Genomic DNA, 21,054 nt, shown 5'->3' with positions numbered 1-21,054 from the left:
CAATTGCGGCCATCCCCATGCTGGTTGCCAACGGGATCTATCTGTTCTCCTTCAGATCGGTGGAAGGATCCTACGGAGACATCGGCGGGTTCGGCCTGATGTTGCTGGGTCTTGCCGCTCTCCTCGTTACCTCGCTGGCCTGCGCCGTCGGGCTACCAATAGCGCGGCCGGCCGTCGTCACGCGACCACAAGCAAGCACGGGGCCTCGCACCTGACGTGCAGGACCGGACGACCGCTCAGGGATCGGCCTACGGGACCTGGCCAGGATCCCAGGAGTGGCAGGCAAAGAGCCCCGAGCTGTCCTCGCTGCGCAGCTGCTGGCGACCCGGGTGGGCTGCAAGGGTGGATCCGGATCCTCCTTGCCTAGTCGCCGATGGATCCGTCCAGCAGCTCGCAGAATATCCAGGTGGCCGCAGTGCCTACCTGTTTCCTCGATCATGTGCACCAGAACCCATCGCACGCTGTGGCCGCCGTCGCCACCGCGGCAAGGCTCGTCCACTCCATACCCCTCCAGGACTTCGCGGGACTCGCGGCAAGCGGCCTCGTAGTCCGCGATGATGCCCGCCAGGCTGTCCTCATCGCTCACCCGGAATTCGCCGTCGGGATCCTCCGCGGACCATCGGGTGGGCACATCCTGCTGCCCGTCGATGCGGTCCCGGAACCAGAACCGCTCAACATCTGTCAGGTGTCGCACCAACCCTGGCACCGTCGTCAACGACGGCAGGAGCCGCTTCACGCCGTCGGCATCGCTGAGGCCACTGGCCTTCATCGCCACGGTGGCCCGGAAGTAATCCAGGAAGCCGGTCAGTGTCTCCCGTTCTCCGGCTGCCGCAGGCGGTTCCGTCCGGGTGTCGTTTTCCATCTGACCAACCTAGTCAGGGGAGTCGAGCCGCAGCGCAGGCGCGCCGGATGCAGCAGACCGGGACCTGCAGAACGGCTCGACCCACATCCACCGAGGCACGGCTCCGTACGAGGCTCCCGAGACGTTCGTCAGGTACGTGACAGGGGAGCCGGTGGCCCTGTGCGCCAAGCGGGCATGTACATCGGGGGTCGGACTCCCTAGTGTCGGTCGTCAGTCGCCCTATCCGGCGATCGGTTGATGATGAACGACAAGCACCAGGAGGTCCCATGTCCCTCGTCCGAGTCCACAACTTCTCCGTGTCGCTCGACGGCTTCGCCACCGGCGAGGGCCAGCGACTCGACGCCCCCTTCGGTCACGCGGGCACACGGCTCATGGAATGGGCAATCGGCACCCGCACGTTCCGTGAGATGGGCCTTCACGGGGACTCGGAGGCGTCCTTCGGCGTCGACGATGCGTTCGCCAGCGCATGGGGCCCCGGGATCGGCGTGGAGATCATGGGGCGGAACAAGTTCGGCCCGCAGCGCGGGCCCTGGGAGGACGAGGACTGGAAGGGCTGGTGGGGCGAGGACCCCGTCTTCCACACGCCCGTCGTCGTCCTCACTCATCATTCCCGGCCGGTACTGGAGATGGCCGGCGGGACGACCTTCCATTTCGTCGACGCCGACCCCGCCTCCGCACTGGAGCAGGCCCGCGCCCTGGCCGGCGGTCGCGACGTGCGGATCGGCGGCGGCGCCATCACGATCCGGCAGTTCCTCGCGGCCGATCTGATCGACCACCTGCACGTGGTCCTCGTACCGATCGTGCTGGGGCGGGGCGAACGCCTGTGGGACGGCCTCGAAGGGCTGGAGGAACGCTTCGACATCGAGGCGACCCCCTCCCCGACCGGGGTCGTCCACCTGGTCTTCACCCGTCGCGCCTCCCGGTAGGCCCGGGCAGCCGAGGCTCAGGCGCCGAAACGCGGGGGCCGCTTCTCCCGGAACGCCTCGAGGCCCTCGCGGTAGTCGTCCGAGACCCCGAGCACGCCCTGGACGTCGTTCTCGTCACTGATGGCCCGCCAGAGTCCGAGCCGCTCGTCGCGGATCCGCGCGACGAGCTTCTTCGAGGCGACCAGCGCCTGCAGCGGACCGCTCGCCGCCCGCGCCGCCTTCGCCCTGGTGAAGTCGAGCAGCTCCGGGGCGGGCACGGCGCGGCTGAAGAGCCCTCCGGTCACCGCCTCCGCCCCCGTCATCAGGTCCCCCGTGTACATGAGGTCCAGCGCCCGGTGCGGGCCGAGCCGCTCGGTGAACAGCCAGTGCCCCCCGGAGTCCAGTGCCAGCCCGAGGGCGGCGAACGGCGAGCCGACCTTGGCGTTCTCCGCGACGTACACGACGTCCGTCGCGAGCAGCAGGCCCAGTCCGACGCCGAGGCACGCGCCCTGCGCGGCCGCGAACGTGGGTGCGGGGAAGTCCGCCATCTTCCGCAGCAGCGGAGTGAGCGTGGCGTCGAGGAACCCGAACGCGTCGTCGGCCCCCGGCTGGATGGAGCCCAGGTCCCGGCCCGCGCAGAACGCGCGCCCCTCCCCGCGCAGCACGAGCGCGCGGACAGTGCCGTCCTGCACCCCGGCAGCGGCGGCGTCGTACGCGGCGGAGAGTTCGGCGAGCGCCTGCCCGTCGACGGCGTTGAGGCGGTACGGCGCGTCCAGGACGACCTCGGCGATGCCGTCCTCGATGCTGAGGCGGATCATGCCGGCGGAGGAGTCACCGGTCGACGGCGTCGCCGTGGAGGGAGTGGTCATCATTGCCTCTCAGGCGTCGTAGTCGACGGCGACGTCGGTACTGGTGGGGTGGGCCTGGCACGTGAGGACGAACCCTGCGGCCACCTCATCGGGTTCCAGGGCGTAGTTCTCCTCCATGGACACCGTGCCCTGGACGAGTTTCGCGCGGCACGTGCCGCACACCCCGCCGGCGCAGGCGAACGGCACGTCGGGCCGCACCCTGAGGGCAGCGTTGAGGATGGACTCGCGGGCGTGGGTGGGGCTCTGCACGGAGCCCTGCAGTCCGTCCAGGTTGAAGGAGATGGTGTAGTTGTCCCCGTTGTCCGCGGGCACCACCGGGCGTCCGTGGCTGCCCTCCGGCCGGGTGGGCTCTCCGGTGGTGAACAGTTCGAAGCGCACCTTGTCGGCAGGCGTACCGCGTTCGCTGAGGTAGTCACGGCACAGCTGCACGAGCTCGAACGGTCCGCAGAGGAACCACTCGTCCACGCGGTCGGTATCGATCACCGTACCGAGCAGTGACTCGAGCTTCTCCGCGTCGATCCGACCCGACAGCAACGGCGAGATGCGCTGTTCGCGGGACAGGACGTGGTGCAGCGCGAAGCGTGCGGGGTAGCGGTCCTTGAGGTCGGCGAGCTCCTCGAGGAACATGACGTCCATCGCCGCCCGGTTCGCGTAGACGAGGTCGAAGCGCACATCCGGGCCGGCGGCGAGCATGGACCGGGCGATCGCGATGACCGGCGTGATGCCGGATCCCGCGGCGACCGCGACGAACGAGGCGGGCTGCTCCGCCGGCATCGTGCGCGGGGTGAACTGCCCGAGCGGGCTCATCACCTCGAGGGTGTCCCCCGCCTTCAGGGACTCGTTGGCCCAGGTGGAGAAGACCCCGCCGAGGTCGCGCTTCACGGCGACGCGCAGCTCGCCGGGGCGGGGATCGGCGCAGATCGAGTAGCTGCGGCGGACCTCCCGTGGCACGCCGTCGACGTCGAGCGTGGTGCGGAGCGCGACGTACTGCCCGGGCAGGTACCCGAACGCGTCCTGCAGGTGGGGTGGGACGTCGAGAGTGACTTCGACGGCGTCCTCCGTCAGTCGGCGGACACTGCGGACGGTGAGCGTGTGGAACGCACTCCGCCGCTTCGTGGAAGGGGCGAGGACAACGGCCATCAATGCACCTTGAAGTAGTCGAAGGGCTCCCGGCAGTCGTTGCACACGTACAGCGCCTTGCAGGAGGTGGACCCGAAGCGGGTCAGTTCGCGGGTGTTCAGGGACGAGCACTGGGGGCACTTGACGCTCAGGCCGAGGCGCACCGGTCCGACGGCGGCCTTGCCTGTCGGCGGCGCGATCCCGTACTGCGCGAGCTTCGCCTTGCCGTCGTCGCTCAGCCAGTCCGTGGTCCAGGCCGGCGAGAGCACGAGCCGGACGCCGACGTCGTCGTACCCGGCCGCATGCAGCGCCGCGGTGACGTCGTCGCGGATGGCATCCATGGCCGGGCAGCCCGAGTATGTCGGCGTGATGGTCACCTCGACCCGGCCCGACGGCGCCACGTGGGCCTCGCGCAGCACGCCGAGGTCCTCGATGGTGAGGACGGGGATCTCGGGGTCGCAGACCGTTGCCGCGACATCCCAGGCCGCCGCGTCGGTTGCCGCCGAAGGCCGCAGGTCCATGCCGGTCACCATGCCGCGCTCACGACGACGCCCTCACCACGACGCTCCGGGGTGCTCGCGGGCGAGGACCTGCATCTCGGCGAGCATGTACCCGAGGTGCTCGCTGTGGCGTCCGAGGCGTCCGCCGCCGACGGCGCCGGGCACGGCGGGGACCTCGAGTTCGGCCTCGGCGAGGACCTTCCGCACGGCGTCGTCGAACGGCGCACGGAGTTCGCTCGGGCGCACGCCGGCGTCGCCCACCTCGTCGATGAGCGGGTAATCGGTGAACAGTTCCTCCACGTACGGCCAGGTGAGCCGGAGTCCGGCGATCATCCTGCGGCGCGACTCCTCCGTGCCGAGTGCGAGGCGCAACACCCACTGGGCGCTGTGGTCCCGGTGGTAGTCGACCTCCTTGACGGCCTTCGCGGCGATCGCGGCGATCGTCGGGTCGCTCGAGTCGACGAGGCGCGAATAGAGCTCCCACTGGTAGAGGGAGACGACGAACTGCCGCGCGATGGTGCGCGCGAAGTCACCGTTGGGCTGCTCGACCAGGTGCACCGAGCGGAACTCGGGTTCGCGGCGGAAGTAGGCGAGGTCGTCCTCGGTCTTGTCCCAGGCGCGGCCGGCGTAGCTGAGGAAGGACCGCGCATGCCCGATCTGGTCCAGCGCGATGTTGGCGAGCGCCACGTCCTCCTCGAGTTCGGGCGCCCGGGAGATCCACCAGCCGAGCCGCTGCGCGAGGATCAGGGCGTCGTCGCCGAGTCCGAGTGCGTACCGGGCGACGGCGTCCGACGGCTTCACGTCCTGAAGGGCGATGTCCTCGGGGCGCAGCGCGTTGCCGGGGGTGATGCGGGTAGCACTGGCGTTCGCCTCGCTCACAGGTGCTTCACTCCCTCGCTCTTCGTGTAGTACGTGGCGTGCCGGTAGTCCTTGCCCTGCGGCGATTCGAAGAAGGAGTCCTTGGCGTCCGGGTCGCTCGTGACGATCGACGACGCGGGGACCACCCACAGGCTCACGCCCTCGTTGCGGCGTGTGTACAGGTCGCGCGCGTTGCGGACAGCCATTTCGGCGTCGGGCGCATGCAGCGATCCGGCGTGCACGTGCGAGAGCCCGCGGGAGGAGCGCACGAACACCTCCCACAGTGGCCAGGCCGCGCGGTCCTCGTGCAGGCCCGACGACGGTGCCGTCGAGCCGTCGTCGCCCGTCGTCGATCCGCCGGTCACCTAGGCCGCCTTCGTCGTGTGCTTCGCGGCCTGCCGGGCGGCGTACGCCGAGGCGGCGTCGCGGACCCAGGCACCGTCCTCGTGGGCCTCCCGGCGTCGTTCCATGCGCTGCGCGTTGCAGGGGCCCCGGCCGGCGAGGACTTCCTTGAATTCGTTCCAGTCGAGGGGTCCGTGCTCCCACCGGGCGGTCTCCTCGTCGAAGCGGACGTCCTTGTCCGGCAGCTCGAGCCCGAGGACCTTGATCTGTTCGACGATCATGCCGACGAAGCGTGAGCGCAGCTCGTCGTTGGAGAACCGCTTGATCTTCCATTCCATGGACTTCTGCGAGTTCGGCGAGTCCTCGTCCGGAGGGCCGAACATCATCAGGGACGGCGCGTACCAGCGGTTGACGGCGTCCTGAGCCATGGCGCGCTGCTCGGGAGTGCCGTTGGCCAGTTCGAGCAGGATCTCGAAGCCCTGCCGCTGGTGGAACGATTCCTCCTTGCAGATGCGGACCATCGCCCGACCGTACGGGCCGTACGAGGCACGGCAGAGGGGCACCTGGTTGCAGATGGCCGCTCCGTCCACGAGCCAACCGATGGCCCCGATGTCCGCCCAGGTCAGCACGGGGTAGTTGAAGATGCTGGAGTAGCGCGCCTTGCCGGCGATGAGATCTTCGGTCATCCGATCGCGCGGGGTCCCGAGGGTCTCCGCGGCGGAGTACAGGTAGAGCCCGTGCCCGGCCTCGTCCTGGACCTTGGCCATGAGCACTGCCTTGCGCTTCAGGGACGGTGCGCGCGTGATCCAGTTGGCCTCCGGCTGCATACCGATGATCTCGGAGTGCGCGTGCTGGGAGATCTGGCGGGTCAGGGCCTTGCGGTAGTCGGCGGGCATCCAGTCGCGCGGTTCGATCCGGGCGTCCCGACTGATGAGGTCGTTGAAGACCTGCTCGCCGGCGGCGTCGTGGTCCGCGCGGGTATCGATCGCTGTAGCCGTCATGGTGCCTGCCTCGCTCGTCCGGACGTCCGGTTTAATTACCGACCGTTCGTTCAGTATAGGGAGCGTGGGTGAGGGTCGTCAACGGTTCGATGGGGAGCCAGGGGCGTGAACTGGTCCGCTTCCTGCAGACCGGGTGCAGGGTCGGCTGGGTCAGCCGACCCGAGCGAGCGGCGCGTCCCGGCTGTCCTGACTCCCGGCCAGGAGTTCCCGCAAGGCCCGGGCCGGAGCATTCTCCTCGGCGCGGGAGGAGAGCTGAGCGTTCATCCAGGCGGCAAGGCGCTTCTCCCCGGCGGAGGCAGGGGACGAAAGGGACGGCAACCGGCCCTCGTCCTCGATGAACTCCGAGATGCTGTCGACCCTCAACCAGGCAGCCCCGGTGCGCTGGTGCTCGGCCACGTCTTCGGAGAGCAGGCCCGCATCGCAGAGCTTCGCGCGGTGCGCCGCCGTCAGCCGGCCCGCGCGCGCGGCTTTGCGCTGTTCGTCGAGCCACATCGCCAGGCGGTGCTCGCCCGGCGTGGATGCCCGGAAATACGGATCACGCCCCTCGCTTTCGCGGAAGGCGATGAGTGCCCGCAGGCGGAGGTCCCAGGAGGTCGTCAGCACGGGAGCGCCCTTTCAGAGTGGAGCAGGTGATAGTAGTAAGGCTACTACTTACTAGGCAGACTAACTATCACCCATTTCGAATGATGTTTCCGTTTTTCGCTACCGCCCGGCGGGCAGGTCGGCCATGCGGTCCCGCATGACCGACCGGTCGGTCATGCAAAAATGAGCGCATGACCGTCGATGGATCACGCCCTGCCGCCACTGCTCGGCGCGGACGCCCCGGATACGACCAGCAGTCGGTCCTCGCCGTTGCGGTCGCAGCCTTCAACCGGCACGGCTACGAGGCCACGTCGATGGGGATGCTCGCCGAGGAACTCGGCATCAGCAAGTCCGCGATCTACCACCACGTACCGTCCAAGGGCGACCTCCTGCGCCTGGCCCTCGATCACGCGCTGGGCGGACTCGAAGCCGTGCTGCAGGATCCGCGCTCGCACACCGGCCCCGCGGACGCCCGGCTCGAATTCGTACTGCGGGGGACCATCGCCGTGCTGACCGAACGGCTCCCCTTCGTCACGCTGCTGCTGCGGCTGCGTGGCAACACGGAGATCGAGCGGGAGGCGCTGGAGCGGCGCCGCACCTTCGACCGCGAGGTGGCGGCACTCGTGGACGCCGCACGGCACGAGGGCTCGATCCGGAAGGACATCGACCCGAGAACCACCACGCGCCTGATCTTCGGCACCATCAACTCCATCGTCGAGTGGTACAAGCCGGGCGGACCCCTGACCGCCGAGAAGCTGTCCGACGACGTCATCCATATGGTGTTCGACGGACTGCACCGCCGCTGAGCGGTCCCCCAGCCCGGGGACTTCTGCCTCGCCGACCCTTCTGCCCGCCGACCCCTACCCGGGCGACCCTTCTGCCCGCCGACCCCTACCCGGGCGACCCCTCTGCCCGCCAACCCCTACCCGGGCGACCCTTCTGCCCGCCAACCCCTACCCGGGCAACCCCTCTGCCCGCCAACCCCTACCCGGGCGACCCCTCTGCCCGCCGACTCCTACCCGGGCAACCCTTCTGCCCGCCGACTCGCCAGTCTTGGTGGGCATCGTCAGTCATGCCCACCGGCTCAGGTGTGTCGATGGGCAGAATCGTCGACGCCCTCACCCGTATGGGTCCGTGTCAGTGGGCATGACCCCCGGAAGCTCTGCCCGCACGAACCGGTCCCGGTGAACATGAGAGTGTGTGGTCTTTTCCACATAGGCCGGTCCGGTGAGGCAGCGGGTGAGCGCGCCTGCCACGGTTCCCTCATGAATCCATGTGATGCGCTGGAGTCCTTCGGCGGTGTAGCGCGCAGCACGAAACTCCTCCGGGCCGGAGTCACCCCTCACCGGCTCCGACGAGCCCTCGAGCGCGGCGAGGTGCTTCGCCCGGCCCGCGGTGTTTACTGCCTGCCCGGTCATGCGAGTGCACTCCTGGCGGCGACTTGCGCGCACGCGGAACTCGCCTGCGTCAGTGCCGCGCAGCATCTCGGCCTCTGGGTCCTTCACCGGCCGACGCTGATCCACGCGAGCGTGAACCACGGGCGCGCCCTCGACGCCCGATTCCGTGTGCACCGATCGGAAGGAGCGCTCACTCCGTTGCGGATCTGCCTCCAGGCGATGCGGTGCCTCCCCGAACTCGACGCCCTGTGCATCGTCGAGTCCGCCGTCGTGCTGGGCCACGTCCCGCTCGCCCGGTTGAGGGACGCGGTGGGAGGACGACGGGATGTGGCCCTCCGGCGGCTCGTCGATCTCATCGACCCGCATGCGCAGTCCGTCATCGAGACGGTGGCCCGCTACCACCTCCGCTCTGCGGGCTTCAACACCCAGTCACAGGTGTACATCCGGGGCGTGGGCCGGCTCGATCTGTATGTCGACGGCATCCTCGGCATCGAAGTCGACGGACGGCAGTACCACAGCGACCACCGCGAGTTCGAGGAGGACCGCCGCCGCTGGAACCTGCTCACCACGCAGGGCGTGCCGGTCCTCCGCGTGACCCATGCCCTGCTGAACCGTCAACCGGAGCACTTCCTGACCCTCGTGCGTGACGCCATCGCCTCGCACCGGCCCCGTGGCTGAGCGATTTCGGTGGGCAGGGACGCCGATGCCCACTGAGATGCGCGTGTCCGTGGGCAGCACCACCGGACCGGCGCCCGGCGGCGGGAAGCACCAGCGAAACCAGGCGGCACCCGGACAACAGCGCCCGCACGGTGGGCAGCGCAGCGCAGCCTACCTGCCCGGCTGCGGGAAGCGCCCGCTACTTCTGCACGAGGGTCAGGACGTCGTAGGTCGCCACGATCTCGTCGTCCTGGTTGTGCAGGACGGCGTCCCAGGCCACCTCGCCGTACTCGTCGGTCTCGCGCGGCGTGATGCGCTTGGCCGTCAGGGTCACCCGGATGGAGTCGCCTGCCGCGACCGGTGTGATGAACCGCAGGTTCTCCAGCCCGTAGTTCGCGAGCACAGGCCCCGGGGCGGGGTCCACGAACAGCCCGGCTGCCCAGGACAACAGCAGATACCCGTGGGCCACGATCCCCGGGAAGAACGGGTTCGCGGCCGCGGCCTCCGCGTTGGTGTGCGCGTAGAAGGTGTCCCCCGTGGTCTCCGCGAAGGCCTCGATGTCCTCGAGCGTCACCCGGCGCAGCTCCGACCGCACGGCGTCGCCGATGCGCAGCGTCGCCAGATCCTTCCGGAACGGGTGGGTATCGTCGAACCGCCGGTCCGCCCCCGTGTGCCACTCCCCCGTGATGCTCGTGAGCATGTTCGGTGAACCCTGCACGGCGGTGCGCTGCATGTGGTGCAGCACCGAGCGCATGCCGCCCAGTTCCTCGCCGCCGCCCGCGCGGCCGGGTCCTCCGTGCACGAGGTGCGGGACCGGCGACCCGTGGCCCGTGGAGCTGCGGGCGTCCTCGCGGTTGAGGATGAGGACGCGGCCGTGGTGTGCAGCGATGCCCAGCACGAGTTCCTGGGCCACCGCGGGGTCGTTGGTGCACACGGTGGCGACGAGGGAGCCCGAGCCGAGGGCGGCGAGGTGGACGGCGTGCGCGAGGTCGTCGTAGCCGATGACGGACGCGACCGGTCCGAATGCCTCCACGGAATGCAGGGCGCCGGCCTCGACGTCCTTCCAGGTGAGCAGCACCGGCTCCATGAACGCGCCGCCGGGTGCCTTCCCGGAGGTGTTGTCGGCGAGGACGACGTCGGGCGCGTCCAGCGAGCCGAAGGCCAGCGAAGCGCCGCCGTCGAGCAGTTCGCGGACGGCGTCCTGCACGCCCTCGAGCTGCGCGAGCGACGCGAGCGCGCCCATGGTGACGCCGTCGGCGCGCGGGTCCCCCAGCGTCACCCGCGAGCGGATCCGTTCGCCGGCGGCGCGCACGACGTCGTCGACGAGCGCCTCGGGCACGATGGACCGGCGGATGCTCGTGCACTTCTGCCCGGCCTTGACGGTCATCTCGGTGACCAGGGACTTGATGAACGCCTCGAACTCGGGGGTCCCCGGCACGGCATCCGGGCCCAAAATGGCGGCATTGAGGGAGTCGGTCTCGCAGGTGAACCGGACGCCGCCGCGCTCGACGGACGGGTGGGACTTCAAGTGGTTCGCGGTGGACGCCGAACCGGTGAAGGACACGAGGTCGCGGTAGTCGAGGTGGTCGAGGATGTCGCGGGCCGGACCGGAGACGAGCTGCAGGGATCCCTCGGGGAGGATCGCGGAACCGATGATGAGCTTCACGACGGCGGCCGTCAGGAACCCGGTGGGTGTTGCCGGCTTCACGATCGTGGGGACCCCTGCGAGGAACGCGGGGGCGAGCTTCTCGAGCATGCCCCACACCGGGAAGTTGAACGCGTTGATCTGCACTGCGACGCCCGGGATGCGCGTGTGGATGTGGGTGCCGAGGAAGGAGCCGTCCTTCGAAAGCACCTCAGGCGGACCGTCCACGATGACGTGCGAGTTCGGCAGCTCGCGGCGCCCCTTGGATCCGAAGGTGAAGAGCACGCCGATGCCGCCGTCGATGTCCACCATCGAGTCGACCCTCGTGGCGCCCGTCTTCGCCGACAGCTCGTACAGCGGTTCGCGCTGCGCGTTCAGGTACTGCGCGAGCTCCTTGAGCTTCAGCGCGCGCTCGTGGAAGGTGAACCGCCCGAGGGCCGCCTGGCCCGTGGTTCGCGCGAACCGGACGGCGGAGGCGGTGTCGATCCCTGCGGTGCTGACGAGGGCGAGGTCCTCGCCGGTGCTGGCGTCGCGCACCACGGTGCCGTCGCCCTCCGCGGCGGTCCGCTCGGGCGTCCACCAGGCGTCCTCGAGGAAGCTGGGGACGACGTCGATCTGTACTCGTTCCGGGGCGGTGGTCATGGTCCGCTCACCTTTCACTGGTGCTGCCTGGATGGGTGCTGGGGCTGGTCGGGTCAGGGAGCGGACGACGGCGGCGCGTCGTCCCAGGCGAAGAAGCCGCGGCCGCTCTTGCGGCCCAGTTCGCCGCGCGCCACCTTCTCGCGGAGGATCGCGGGCGGGCCGAAGCGCGGGCCGAGAGTGGATTCCAGGTACTCGGCGATGCCGAGGCGGACGTCGAGTCCCACCAGGTCCGTGGTGCGCAGCGGGCCCACCGGGTGCCGGTAGCCGAGGACCATCGCCGCGTCGATGTCCTCCGCCGTGGCGACGCCCTCCTCGAGCATGCGCATCGCCTCCAGGGCGATGGCCACGCCGAGGCGCGAGCTCGCGAAGCCGGGTGAGTCGCGCACGACGACGGGCGTCTTGCCGAGGGCGGCCACCCACGACCTCGCGGCGTGCTCGAGTTCCGCCGAGGTCCCCGTCCCGAGGACCACCTCGATCAGGGCCGATGCCGGGACAGGATTGAAGAAGTGGAGCCCGCAGAACCGCGCGGGGCGTTGCAGGGCGTCGGCGAGAGCGTCGACGGACAGGGACGAGGTGTTCGTCGCGAGCCAGGCGCCGTCGTCGAGCACGTCCTCGACGGCCCGCAGCGCCTGCCGCTTCAGGGCGGGATCCTCCGGCACGGCCTCCACCACGAGACCGCATCCGCCGAAGGCCGCGTAGTCCGTGGACACGGAGATCCGGGCCACGAGGTCCGCGAGCGGGACCGTCGTCGTACCGCGCTCGACGCTGCCGGCGAGGGCGCGGGTGACCCGGTCGAGCCCGGCCTGCGCCGCGGCGTCGTCCCGTTCGACGACGACGACACCGGCCCCCGCGAGGCAGAACGCGTGGGCGATGCCGGCGCCCATCCGCCCGCCGCCGAGGACGCCGACGCGCGCGGGGACGCCGCGAACGTCGGCGCTGGGATTGTTGCCGGAATCGCTGCCGGAGTCGCTGCCGGGGACGCCGGCCGGGTCGTTGCTGGGATCGCTGCTCATGAGCCCTTCTTCCGGTCGAGGAACCGCTGCATGCGGTCGAACTTCGCGTCGGACTCGAAGAGGACGGACTGCGCCAGCTGGTCGATCATCGGGTGCGCGTCCCGGGGTGCGTGGAAGACGCTCTTGGTGATGCGGACGGCGAGCGGGTCCTGCCGCGCTATGCGGTCGGCGAGCGCGTGGGCCGCGGGCAGGAGGTCCTCGGGCGCGTGGATCTCCGTGATGAGGCGGGCAGCCAGGGCCTCCTCGGCGGAGAGGATGCGCCCGGCGAGGAGGATCTCCAGGGCGAGGGGCTCCCCCACGAGCTCCTTGAGCCGCCAGGTGGCGCCGGCGGCGGGCAGGATGCCGAGGCCGGTCTCCGGGTTGCCGATCCTCAGCCGCGGCGTCCCGAGCCGGAAGTCGGCCGCGAACGCGAGTTCCGCACCGCCGCCCAGGGCGAAGCCGTCGAGGGCGGCGATGACGGGCATGGGCAGCCCGGCGATGCGGGCGAAGAGGGTCGAGTTGATGCCGGCCAGGGCGTCGTCGCGGCGGCGCTCGCGCAGCTCGGCGATGTCGGCGCCCGAGGCGAAGACGCCGTCGGACCCGGTCAGGATCAGCGTGCGAGGTGAGTCCTCGAGGTCCCGGCACACGGCGTGCAGCTCGTCGACCATCCGACGGTCGATCGCGTTGCGGGCCTCCGGTCGGTGCAGTTCGACGACGAGGCGGCCGGGCGCCTCGGTGAGCTTCAGCGACGAAGCCATCAGACGGCCTCGACGAGCAGCGCGGTCCCCTGACCCACGCCGACGCACATGGTCGCGAGGCCGAGGCGCCGGGCGGGGCCGGCGAGTTCGCGCTCGAGCCGGCCGAGCAGGGTGACGGCGATCCGTGCTCCCGAGGATCCGAGGGGGTGGCCGAGCGCGATCGCGCCGCCGTCGAGGTTCACGATCCCCTCGTCGAGCCCGAGCCGGCGGATACACGCCAGCGACTGCGTGGCGAAGGCCTCGTTGAGTTCGACGGCGCCGAGGTCCGCGACGGTGAGCCCGGTGCGCTCGAGCACCTTCTGCGTGGCAGGCACCGGGCCGATGCCCATGATCTCCGGCGGGACGCCCGCGGACGCACCATCGAGGATCCGGGCGCGCGGCGCCAGTCCGTACCGCTCGATCGCCGCCTCGGACGCGACGATGACGGCGGAGGCGCCGTCGTTCAGTGAGCTGGAGTTGCCGGCGGTGACGACGCCGTCGGGCCGGACCACGGGGCGGAGACCGGCGAGGGCCTCGAGAGTGGTGTCGGCCCGCGGTCCTTCGTCGGTGTCCACCGAGAAGGACGTCTTGCCGCGGTTCACCTGCACGGGAACGATCTCGTCCGCGAAGCGTCCCGCGTCGATGGCCGCGAGGGCCCGCCGGTGGGACCGCAGCGCAAAGGCGTCGGCGTCGTCGCGCGTGATGCGGTCCAGCGCGGCGAGCTCCTCTGCAGTCTCGGGCATCGAGTAGGTGGCCTTGTCACGGGCAGCCAGCAGCGGGTTGGTGAAGCGCCACCCGATGGAGGTGTCCAGCACGGCGCCGGGCTTCGCGAACGCCTTGGTGGGCTTCTCCATGACCCACGGCGCACGACTCATGGATTCCACCCCGCCGGCGACGACGATATCCGCGGCCCCGGCCCTGACCATGTGGGACGCCATGATGATGGCGGAGAGTCCCGAGGCGCAGAGCCGGTTGACGGTGATGCCGGGGACGCTGTCCGGGAAGCCCGCGAGCAGGGACGCGAGGCGGGCGACGTTGCGGTTCTCCTCGCCCGCCCCGTTGGCGTTGCCGAGGATCACCTCGTCCACGGTCGCCGGGTCCACGCCCGCGCGCTGCACGACGGCGGAGAGCACGAGCGCCGCGAGATCGTCCGGCCGGACCCCCGAGAGGGCGCCGCCGTACCTGCCCACGGGGGTGCGGACGCCACCCACCAGGAAAGCCTCGGCCATGTTCGTCTCCCTCGTCGTCGTGGTCGGCCCGCTCCTGTCGAAACGAATTACTGAACGTTCGTTCTGTAAAGGCCTGCTCCAGAATTGCACGGCCGCCCAGCACGGTCAACCGGCCGCTGCAGACCGGCAGTGGCAAGATGGACGCCATGACCGCTGACGCCACCGTGACCGAGATCCCCCTCCCCGCGCCTGCCCGGAAAGTGCCCACCGAGCGCACCCACCACGGTGACACGTTCGTCGACCACTACGAGTGGATGCGCGACAAGGAGAGCCCGGAGCTGATCGAGTACCTCCAGCGCGAGAACGCCTACACCGAGGCCGTCACCCGCGCCCAGGAACCGCTGCGCGAGGCCATCTTCGGCGAGATCAGGGACCGGACGCAGGAGACGGACCTGTCCGTCCCCGCCCGGAAGAAGGGGTGGTGGTACTACTCCCGTACCGAGGAGGGCAAGCAGTACGGCATCCAGTGCCGGGTGGCCGCCGAGGACACCGGCGACCTCAGCCGCGACTGGGCGCCTCCCGTCGTGGTTCCCGGGCAGCCCGTCCCCGGCGAGCAGATCATGCTCGACGGCAACGAACTCGCCAAGGGCAAGCCGTTCTTCTCCCTGGGGGGCCTGTCCGTCACCGAGGACGGCACGCTGCTCGCCTACAGCGAGGACAACGCGGGCGACGAACGCTTCACGCTGCGCATCAAGAACCTCGAGACCGGGGACCTGCTGCCGGACGCCGTGCCGAACGTCTTCTACGGCCTGGCGTTCTCCCCGGACGGCACGCGGGTCTACTACACCGTCGTCGACGACTCCTGGCGCCCCTACCAGGTGCGTGCGCACACATTGGGCACACCCGTCGAGGAGGATGACGTCGTGTTCCAGGAGGACGACGTCGCCCTGTGGACCGGTTTCGAGGTCTCCGCGGACCGCACGCAGCTGCTCATCAGCATCGGCTGCTCGGAGTACAGCGAGTACCGCGTGCTGGACCTCGCCGCCCCGGAGCGGGGGCTGACCACGCTGCTCTCCCGCGACGAGCGCATCCTGTACGACGCCGAGCCCCTCACCCTCGACGGCGCACCGCACTACCTGCTCACCCACAACCGTGGTGCGAAGAACTCGATGGTGAGCCTCGTGGCCGCCGGCGAGTTCGCCAGGCCGCTCGCCGAGCAGTCGTGGACGACGGTGGTCCCGCACGACGACGCTGTCCGCGTGGAGGGTGCCTCGGTCACCCGCACCCACCTCGTCCTGTCCGTGCGGAAGGACACCATCGAGCGCGTGCAGGTCCTCCCCCTGGCGGGCCTCGGGACGCCCGGACAGGGTGTTCCGGCGGAACCCGACTTCGACGAGGAGCTGTTCACGAGCAACCTCGCGAACGCGGAATTCGACTCCCCGATCATCCGGCTCTCCTACACGTCCTACCTCACGCCGCCGCGCGTCTACGACTACGTGCTCGAGGACGGTTCGCTGGAGCTGAGGAAGGAGACCGAGGTGCGCGGCGGTTACGACCCCGCCGACTACATCGCCGAACGGCATTGGGCGCCCGCCGCGGACGGCACACTGATCCCGCTGTCCGTGATCCGCCGCGCGGACCTCGCCCAGGACGGCTCCAACCCCGGCGTGGTCTACGCGTACGGCAGCTACGAGGTGAGCATGGACCCGGCGTTCTCGATCGCCCGGCTCTCCCTGCTCGACCGCGGCATCGTGTTCGTCGTCGCGCACATCCGCGGCGGCGGCGAGATGGGCCGCAGCTGGTACGAGCAGGGCAAGAAGCTGGCGAAGAAGAACACGTTCACGGACTTCGTGGACGCCACGACCTACCTCGGCACGACGGGGTGGGTGGACGCCGACCGGATCGCCGCGATGGGCGGTTCCGCGGGAGGGCTGGTCATGGGCGCCGTCGCGAACCTGGCGCCGGAGAAGTACCGGGCGATCGTGGCGCAGGTGCCATTCGTGGACGCCCTCACGACGATCCTCGACCCGGAGCTGCCGCTCTCGGCACTCGAGTGGGAGGAGTGGGGCAACCCGATCACCGACCCGGAGGTGTACCGGTACATGAAGGAGTACACCCCCTACGAGACGGTGCGCCCCGTGGCGTACCCGCGCATCGCCGCGGTGACCAGCTTCAACGACACGCGGGTGCTCTACGTGGAGCCCGCCAAGTGGGTGGCTCAGTTGCGCGAGACCACCACCGGCACCGAACCGATCGTCCTGAAGACCGAGATGGACGGCGGCCACGGCGGGGCCAGCGGCCGCTACTCGCGCTGGCGCGACATCGCCTGGGACTACGCGTTCGCCGCCGACGCGGTGGGCGCGACGGCGGTGCTGGCGCGCTCGACGAGCTCCGTCGGGTAGATGACGGGCTCCGGGTGCGAGCCCGGGGCCTCGATCTCCTCGAGCAGCATCTCCCCCGCCCTGACGGCCATCTCGACCATCGGCTGGGTGATCGTGGTGAGGGGCGTGGGCGCCGTCTCGGCGACCGCATGATTGTCGTAGCCCATCACCACGATGTCCCCGGGGACGGTCTTCCCTGCGGCGTGGATGGCCTCGATCACGCCGAGCGCCATGAGGTCCGACGCCGCGAAGACGGCATCGATGTCCGGGTGGTCGGCGAGCAGCCTCCGGGCCGATGAGGCGCCGCCCTCCGTGGTGAAGTCGCCGTACACCACGGGCGTCTCGGGGAGTCCCGCCTCGGCGAGTCCCTCGTTCCAGCCGCGTAGCCGGTCGACGGCGGCCGTCATGTCGGCGGGGCCCGCGACGGTGGCGAGGCGGCGGCGTCCGAGCCCGACGAGGTGCCGGGCCGCCAACCGGCCGCCGCCCACGTTGTCGGAATCCACATACGTGACATCCGAGCCCGCGTCCCACGGGCGGCCGATGAAGATGGTGGGAAGACCCGACTCGGCGAGCGACCTCGCCCAGGAGTCGGCCTTGTGGTGCGAGACCACGATGGCACCGTCCACGTGCCCGCCGCGCAGGTAGCGCAGGGTGCGGGTCGAATCGTCCTCGGCCCGGGACATGAGCAGCACCAGCTGCACGTCGGTCTCCCGGAGAGCCTCCGTGATGCCGGTGATGACGACGGCGAAGAAGGGATCCAGCATGACGCGCACGTCCGGCTCCGGGATCACCAGGGCGATCGAGGAGGTCCGGCGCGTCACGAGGCTGCGCGCCGCCCGGTTCGGGATGTACCCGAGGTCGACGACGGCGCGGTCCACTGCGGCCTGCGCCTCGGGGCTGACACGGTCCCCCCCGTTGATGGCGCGCGACGCCGTGGACCGCGACACCCCGGCCGCTACCGCGAGATCCTCGAGCGTGGGGCTCGGGCGGCCGGCGGTCCGGCGCGGCGACCGGGGCGGGGAGGTGTTCATCACCCCGACAATACGACACCCGCCGTCCCGGCGTCCTGCGCCGGGTCCATGACCGGCACGGCGTTGGAGGCGGCCAGGCGCGCGTACCAGATAGCGCTCGCCTTCGGCGTGCGCTGCAGCGTCTCGTAGTCCACACGCACCAGGCCGAAGCGCTGGTGGTAGCCCCATGCCCACTCGAAGTTGTCCATCAGGGACCACGCGAGGTAACCGCGGAGGTCCACGCCGTCGTCGATGGCGTCCTTCATGGCCCGGACGTGGACGTCGAAGAAGCCGAGGCGGTCCTGGTCGTCCACGAAGCCGTCGGCGTCCGCGACGTCGTCGTAGGCGGCGCCGTTCTCCGTGACGTAGATCGGGATGCCGGCCGGTCCGGTGTACTCGTCCTGCAGGCGGTTGAGCAGGCGGCGGAGCCCCTCGGGCTGCACTTCCCAGCCCATGCCCGTCACGGGCAGCCCGCGCGGAACCGAACGGACGCCGTGCGCGGCGACGTAGGGCGAGGAGACCGGGCGCTCGAGCGGGGCGTGGCCCTCCTGCGGGGCGGCGTCGCCCGCGGGCGACGTCGTCACGGCCTCGCCGTGGTAGTAGTTCACGCCCAGCACGTCGATCGGGGTGCCGATGATGGACAGGTCCCCGTCACGGATGTGCTCGGCCATGCCCAGGTGCTCGACGTCGCTGAGGACGTCCTCGGGGTAGGAGCCCCGCAGCACGGGGTCGAGGAAGATGCGGTTGAACTGCCCGTCGATGCGCCGGGCGGCGTCGCGGTCGGCCTCACTGGCGGGATCGAGGGGATCCGGGACCGTGAGGTTCAGGGTGATGCCGAGCGTCGCCTCCGGATCCCGGCGGCGCAGCTCCTGAGTCGCCAGGCCATGACCGAGCAGGAGGTGGTGGGCTGCGGCCAGGGCCGCCGTCGGCTCCTGCCTGCCGGGCGCGTGCACGCCGGCGGCGTAACCGAGGAACGCCGCGCACCAGGGCTCGTTGAGCGTGGTCCAGATACGGACGCGGTCACCGAGGGCCTCGTGCATCACCGCCGCGTACTCGGCGAAGCGGTAGGCCGTGTCGCGGTTGGTCCACCCGCCGTCGTCCTCCAGCGCCTGAGGGAGGTCCCAGTGGTACAGGGTGAGCCAGGGCTTGATCCCGGCTGCGAGCAGCTGGTCCACGAGCTCGGAGTAGAACCGGATGCCCTCGGGGTTCGGCGTGATGCCGTCCGGCATGCAGCGCGACCACGACGTGGAGAACCGGTACGCCTGCAGGTGGAGGCTCTTCATGAGTGCGACGTCCTCGGCCGACCGATGGTAGTGGTCGCAGGCGACGTCGCCGTTGTGGGCGTCCGCGACCGCGCCGGGGACACCGGAGAACGTGTCCCAGATGGACGGCCCCCGGCCGCCCTCGCGGGCAGCGCCCTCGATCTGGTAGGCGGCGGTCGCCGCGCCCCAGAGGAAGCCCTCGGGGAAGGTGATCTCGGTACTGCTCATCCTTTGACTGCTCCTTGCATGATTCCGGAAACGAGGTGGCGTCCTGCGACTGCGAAGAGGAGCAGCAGGGGGATGGTGGAGAGCACGGCTCCGGCGAGCACGATCGAATAGTCGACGAAGTGCGCGGCCTGGAGCAGTTGCAGTGCCACCGGGAGGGTGGGATTGGAGGGGTCCAGCACGATGAACGGCCAGAAGAAATTGGTCCACGTGGCGACGAACGTGAACAGGGCGAGCATAGCCGCGGCCGGGCGCGCCGCGGGCAGCCCCACGTACCAGAACGCCTGGATCATCGAGGCCCCGTCGATGCGCACGGCCTCGATGAGCTCGTCCGGCAGCGCGTCCCGGAGGTACTGGGTCATCCAGAACACGCCGAACGCCGTGACGACGCCGGGCACGATCACCGCCCAGAGCGAACCGGTCCACCCGAGCTTCGCCATGACGATGAACAGGGGCACCACGCCCAGCTGGGTCGGGACAGCCATGGTGGCGATCACGAACACCAGCAGGCCCTTGCTCCCCCGGAACCGGAGCTTCGCGAAGGCGAACCCGGCGAGCGTGGAGAACAGGACGACGGAGAACGCCGTGACCGTCGAGACGACGATGCTGTTGCCGAGTGCCTTCCAGAACGGGATGCTGTCCAGCACGGTGGCTGCGTTCGCGAAGAAGTTGCCACCGGGCACGAGGGGGACACCCTGGCTGATCACCGAGCTGTCGTGGCTGCCCACCAGGAAGGACCACCAGAGCGGGAACACCGACCCGAGGATGACGGCCCCGAGGAACCCGTAGGTGAGGAAGCCCGGGCGCCGCACGGCGCCGCTCGCGGCGCCACGACGCCGGCCGCCGAGGCCTCGCTGGGCGGCCCGGGCCGCGCCCTTGCCCGCCGTCTGCTCGATCATGGGGATGGAACTCATCGTCGGCCTCCCTGGGTTGCGATGCGGCGGGTGATGAGGAAGTTGGCCAGCGCGATGACCACGATGATCAGGAACAGGAGCCAGGCGACCGCCGCGGCCCTGCCGAAGTTCCGCTGGCCCCAGCCGAGCTCCCAGATGTACATGGTGAGCGTCTGCCATTGCCGGTCAGCGCCGCCGAGTCCCGCCTGGTCGAAGACCCTGGCCTCGTCGAAGATCTGGAGGCCTCCGATCGTCGCCGTGATCACCACGAAGATGATGGTCGGCCGCAGCATCGGGACGGTGACGGAGAAGAACTGGCGGAGCCGTCCGGCGCCGTCGATGGTCGCCGCCTCGTACACGTCCCGGGGGATCGCCTGCATGGCGGCGAGGAAGATCAGCGCGTTGTAGCCGGTCCAGCGGAAGTTGACCATCGTGGCGATGGCCGCGTGACTTGCGAGGGAGTCGGCGTGCCAGCGGACCGGGTCCAGTCCGATCGCCGTCAACAGCTCGTTGACCAGGCCCGCCTGGTCCGCGAAGAGGTTGTTGAAGATCAGCCCGACGGCCACGGGGGCCACCACGAAGGGGACGAGGACACCCATCCTCCAGAACGTCCTGGCCCGGAGGTTGGCGTCGAGCACCGCCGCGATGGCGATGGCGAGGACGACCTGCGGGACGGACGAGAGGAGGAAGATGCTGAACGTATTGCCTACCGCGTTCCAGAAGAACGGCTGCGCGAGGACGAACTGGAAGTTCTCCAGCCCGGTGAACGCGCCCTGCCCCCCGATCAGGTTCCAGTCGTGGAGCGAGACCCATGCGGTGTACAGCAGGGGGAACAGGCCCGTGACGGCGAAGAGCAGGAAGAACGGGGAGATGTAGAGATACGGCGACAGCTTGACGTCCCACTTCGACACCTGCTGGGAGAAAGCCAGCCGCTTCACGCCCTTGTCGCGCGGCGCCTGCTCGTCCGAGGGGTGGGGTGATTGGACCCGGTCCGTGACAGCCATTG

20 protein-coding genes are annotated in these 21,054 nt (G+C 70.1%); 4 read left to right on the top strand and 16 right to left on the bottom strand.

Annotated features, from left to right (window positions below; all coding sequences use genetic code 11):
- Nucleotides 1-70: 70 nt before the first annotated feature.
- The gene (locus ACX80F_RS10760) at nt 71-769 is read right to left on the bottom strand and encodes a DinB family protein (RefSeq protein WP_459336484.1); all 699 of its coding nucleotides are present in this window, start codon (nt 767-769) and stop codon (nt 71-73) included.
- Between the two features lie 359 nt (nt 770-1,128).
- Between ACX80F_RS10760 and ACX80F_RS10755 the strand changes: the two genes are divergently transcribed.
- The gene (locus ACX80F_RS10755; RefSeq protein WP_459336383.1) at nt 1,129-1,788 is read left to right on the top strand and encodes a dihydrofolate reductase family protein; all 660 of its coding nucleotides are present in this window, start codon (nt 1,129-1,131) and stop codon (nt 1,786-1,788) included.
- Nucleotides 1,789-1,805: 17 nt separating this feature from the next.
- Here ACX80F_RS10755 and ACX80F_RS10750 read toward each other — a convergent pair whose 3' ends face one another.
- The 7 genes from ACX80F_RS10750 to ACX80F_RS10720 form a co-directional block, all read right to left on the bottom strand.
- A complete protein-coding gene (locus ACX80F_RS10750; protein ID WP_459336483.1) occupies nt 1,806-2,585 on the bottom strand; it encodes an enoyl-CoA hydratase/isomerase family protein in 780 nt (259 codons plus the stop codon).
- A gap of 60 nt (nt 2,586-2,645) precedes the next feature.
- Nucleotides 2,646-3,776: a 1,2-phenylacetyl-CoA epoxidase subunit PaaE gene (gene paaE, locus ACX80F_RS10745; RefSeq protein ID WP_459336382.1), complete on the bottom strand. Its 1,131-nt coding sequence runs from the start codon at nt 3,774-3,776 to the stop codon at nt 2,646-2,648.
- Entirely contained in the window at nt 3,776-4,288 is a 513-nt protein-coding gene (gene paaD / locus ACX80F_RS10740) for a 1,2-phenylacetyl-CoA epoxidase subunit PaaD (protein ID WP_459336381.1), read from the bottom strand. Before paaD ends, paaE begins: the two co-directional genes overlap by 1 nt.
- A gap of 21 nt (nt 4,289-4,309) precedes the next feature.
- Nucleotides 4,310-5,134 carry a 1,2-phenylacetyl-CoA epoxidase subunit PaaC gene (gene paaC, locus ACX80F_RS10735; protein ID WP_459336380.1) on the bottom strand — a complete coding sequence of 275 codons (825 nt, stop codon included), beginning with the start codon at nt 5,132-5,134 and terminating at the stop codon, nt 4,310-4,312.
- Nucleotides 5,131-5,424, bottom strand: a complete 294-nt coding sequence (gene paaB / locus ACX80F_RS10730) for a 1,2-phenylacetyl-CoA epoxidase subunit PaaB (RefSeq protein ID WP_459336482.1) — start codon at nt 5,422-5,424, stop codon at nt 5,131-5,133. The genes paaC and paaB overlap by 4 nt, the downstream gene beginning before the upstream one ends.
- 54 nt (nt 5,425-5,478) lie before the next feature.
- Nucleotides 5,479-6,456 carry a 1,2-phenylacetyl-CoA epoxidase subunit PaaA gene (paaA, locus tag ACX80F_RS10725; protein ID WP_459336379.1) on the bottom strand — a complete coding sequence of 326 codons (978 nt, stop codon included), beginning with the start codon at nt 6,454-6,456 and terminating at the stop codon, nt 5,479-5,481.
- Between the two features lie 150 nt (nt 6,457-6,606).
- Entirely contained in the window at nt 6,607-7,059 is a 453-nt protein-coding gene (locus ACX80F_RS10720; RefSeq protein ID WP_459336378.1) for a helicase associated domain-containing protein, read from the bottom strand.
- Nucleotides 7,060-7,229: 170 nt separating this feature from the next.
- Between ACX80F_RS10720 and ACX80F_RS10715 the strand changes: the two genes are divergently transcribed.
- Nucleotides 7,230-7,844, top strand: a complete 615-nt coding sequence (locus ACX80F_RS10715) for a TetR/AcrR family transcriptional regulator (RefSeq protein ID WP_459336377.1) — start codon at nt 7,230-7,232, stop codon at nt 7,842-7,844.
- A 459-nt stretch (nt 7,845-8,303) separates the two neighbouring features.
- Nucleotides 8,304-9,113, top strand: coding sequence for a type IV toxin-antitoxin system AbiEi family antitoxin domain-containing protein (locus ACX80F_RS10710; protein ID WP_459336376.1), 810 nt, complete (start codon nt 8,304-8,306; stop codon nt 9,111-9,113).
- A 178-nt stretch (nt 9,114-9,291) separates the two neighbouring features.
- On the opposite strand, the gene paaZ is transcribed toward ACX80F_RS10710, so the two are convergent.
- The 4 genes from paaZ to ACX80F_RS10690 are packed head-to-tail and all read right to left on the bottom strand — an operon-like array spanning nt 9,292 to nt 14,337.
- Nucleotides 9,292-11,379, bottom strand: a complete 2,088-nt coding sequence (gene paaZ, locus ACX80F_RS10705) for a phenylacetic acid degradation bifunctional protein PaaZ (RefSeq protein ID WP_459336375.1) — start codon at nt 11,377-11,379, stop codon at nt 9,292-9,294.
- A gap of 53 nt (nt 11,380-11,432) precedes the next feature.
- Nucleotides 11,433-12,392, bottom strand: a complete 960-nt coding sequence (locus tag ACX80F_RS10700) for a 3-hydroxyacyl-CoA dehydrogenase family protein (protein WP_459336374.1) — start codon at nt 12,390-12,392, stop codon at nt 11,433-11,435.
- Nucleotides 12,389-13,129 carry an enoyl-CoA hydratase/isomerase family protein gene (locus tag ACX80F_RS10695; RefSeq protein ID WP_459336373.1) on the bottom strand — a complete coding sequence of 247 codons (741 nt, stop codon included), beginning with the start codon at nt 13,127-13,129 and terminating at the stop codon, nt 12,389-12,391. The genes ACX80F_RS10700 and ACX80F_RS10695 overlap by 4 nt, the downstream gene beginning before the upstream one ends.
- Nucleotides 13,129-14,337: a thiolase family protein gene (locus tag ACX80F_RS10690; RefSeq protein ID WP_459336372.1), complete on the bottom strand. Its 1,209-nt coding sequence runs from the start codon at nt 14,335-14,337 to the stop codon at nt 13,129-13,131. Before ACX80F_RS10690 ends, ACX80F_RS10695 begins: the two co-directional genes overlap by 1 nt.
- A gap of 146 nt (nt 14,338-14,483) precedes the next feature.
- Between ACX80F_RS10690 and ACX80F_RS10685 the strand changes: the two genes are divergently transcribed.
- Entirely contained in the window at nt 14,484-16,679 is a 2,196-nt protein-coding gene (locus tag ACX80F_RS10685; protein WP_459336371.1) for a S9 family peptidase, read from the top strand.
- On the opposite strand, the gene ACX80F_RS10680 is transcribed toward ACX80F_RS10685, so the two are convergent.
- From ACX80F_RS10680 to ACX80F_RS10665, 4 genes are read right to left on the bottom strand one after another with little or no spacing between them, the layout of a single operon-like run.
- A complete protein-coding gene (locus tag ACX80F_RS10680) occupies nt 16,610-17,689 on the bottom strand; it encodes a LacI family DNA-binding transcriptional regulator (protein ID WP_459336370.1) in 1,080 nt (359 codons plus the stop codon). The genes ACX80F_RS10685 and ACX80F_RS10680 overlap by 70 nt on opposite strands.
- A complete protein-coding gene (locus ACX80F_RS10675; protein WP_459336369.1) occupies nt 17,689-19,158 on the bottom strand; it encodes a glycoside hydrolase family 1 protein in 1,470 nt (489 codons plus the stop codon). The genes ACX80F_RS10680 and ACX80F_RS10675 overlap by 1 nt, the downstream gene beginning before the upstream one ends.
- Entirely contained in the window at nt 19,155-20,069 is a 915-nt protein-coding gene (locus ACX80F_RS10670) for a carbohydrate ABC transporter permease (RefSeq protein WP_459336368.1), read from the bottom strand. The genes ACX80F_RS10675 and ACX80F_RS10670 overlap by 4 nt, the downstream gene beginning before the upstream one ends.
- A complete protein-coding gene (locus ACX80F_RS10665) occupies nt 20,066-21,052 on the bottom strand; it encodes a carbohydrate ABC transporter permease (RefSeq protein WP_459336367.1) in 987 nt (328 codons plus the stop codon). The genes ACX80F_RS10670 and ACX80F_RS10665 overlap by 4 nt, the downstream gene beginning before the upstream one ends.
- Nucleotides 21,053-21,054: the final 2 nt, after the last annotated feature.

It is taken from the genome of Arthrobacter sp. TMS2-4 (assembly GCF_054511075.1).
The sequence above is the reverse complement of the archived record's forward strand: the minus strand, read 5'-3'. Positions and strand labels throughout refer to the sequence as shown.

Bases quoted from the DNA above. Each gene is read 5' to 3' on its own strand.
- paaZ (WP_459336375.1), bottom strand. From the start codon at position 11,379: ATGACCACCGCCCCGGAACGAGTACAGATCGACGTCGTCCCCAGCTTC.
- ACX80F_RS10755 (WP_459336383.1), top strand. From the start codon at position 1,129: ATGTCCCTCGTCCGAGTCCACAACTTCTCCGTGTCGCTCGACGGCTTC.
- ACX80F_RS10670 (WP_459336368.1), bottom strand. From the start codon at position 20,069: ATGAGTTCCATCCCCATGATCGAGCAGACGGCGGGCAAGGGCGCGGCC.
- ACX80F_RS10710 (WP_459336376.1), top strand. From the start codon at position 8,304: ATGAATCCATGTGATGCGCTGGAGTCCTTCGGCGGTGTAGCGCGCAGC.
- ACX80F_RS10760 (WP_459336484.1), bottom strand. From the start codon at position 769: ATGAAGGCCAGTGGCCTCAGCGATGCCGACGGCGTGAAGCGGCTCCTG.
- ACX80F_RS10715 (WP_459336377.1), top strand. From the start codon at position 7,230: ATGACCGTCGATGGATCACGCCCTGCCGCCACTGCTCGGCGCGGACGC.
- paaA (WP_459336379.1), bottom strand. From the start codon at position 6,456: ATGACGGCTACAGCGATCGATACCCGCGCGGACCACGACGCCGCCGGC.
- ACX80F_RS10695 (WP_459336373.1), bottom strand. From the start codon at position 13,129: ATGGCTTCGTCGCTGAAGCTCACCGAGGCGCCCGGCCGCCTCGTCGTC.
- paaD (WP_459336381.1), bottom strand. From the start codon at position 4,288: ATGGTGACCGGCATGGACCTGCGGCCTTCGGCGGCAACCGACGCGGCG.
- paaE (WP_459336382.1), bottom strand. From the start codon at position 3,776: ATGGCCGTTGTCCTCGCCCCTTCCACGAAGCGGCGGAGTGCGTTCCAC.
- ACX80F_RS10750 (WP_459336483.1), bottom strand. From the start codon at position 2,585: ATGATCCGCCTCAGCATCGAGGACGGCATCGCCGAGGTCGTCCTGGAC.
- ACX80F_RS10675 (WP_459336369.1), bottom strand. From the start codon at position 19,158: ATGAGCAGTACCGAGATCACCTTCCCCGAGGGCTTCCTCTGGGGCGCG.
- ACX80F_RS10685 (WP_459336371.1), top strand. From the start codon at position 14,484: ATGACCGCTGACGCCACCGTGACCGAGATCCCCCTCCCCGCGCCTGCC.
- ACX80F_RS10665 (WP_459336367.1), bottom strand. From the start codon at position 21,052: ATGGCTGTCACGGACCGGGTCCAATCACCCCACCCCTCGGACGAGCAG.
- ACX80F_RS10690 (WP_459336372.1), bottom strand. From the start codon at position 14,337: ATGGCCGAGGCTTTCCTGGTGGGTGGCGTCCGCACCCCCGTGGGCAGG.
- ACX80F_RS10680 (WP_459336370.1), bottom strand. From the start codon at position 17,689: ATGAACACCTCCCCGCCCCGGTCGCCGCGCCGGACCGCCGGCCGCCCG.
- ACX80F_RS10700 (WP_459336374.1), bottom strand. From the start codon at position 12,392: ATGAGCAGCGATCCCAGCAACGACCCGGCCGGCGTCCCCGGCAGCGAC.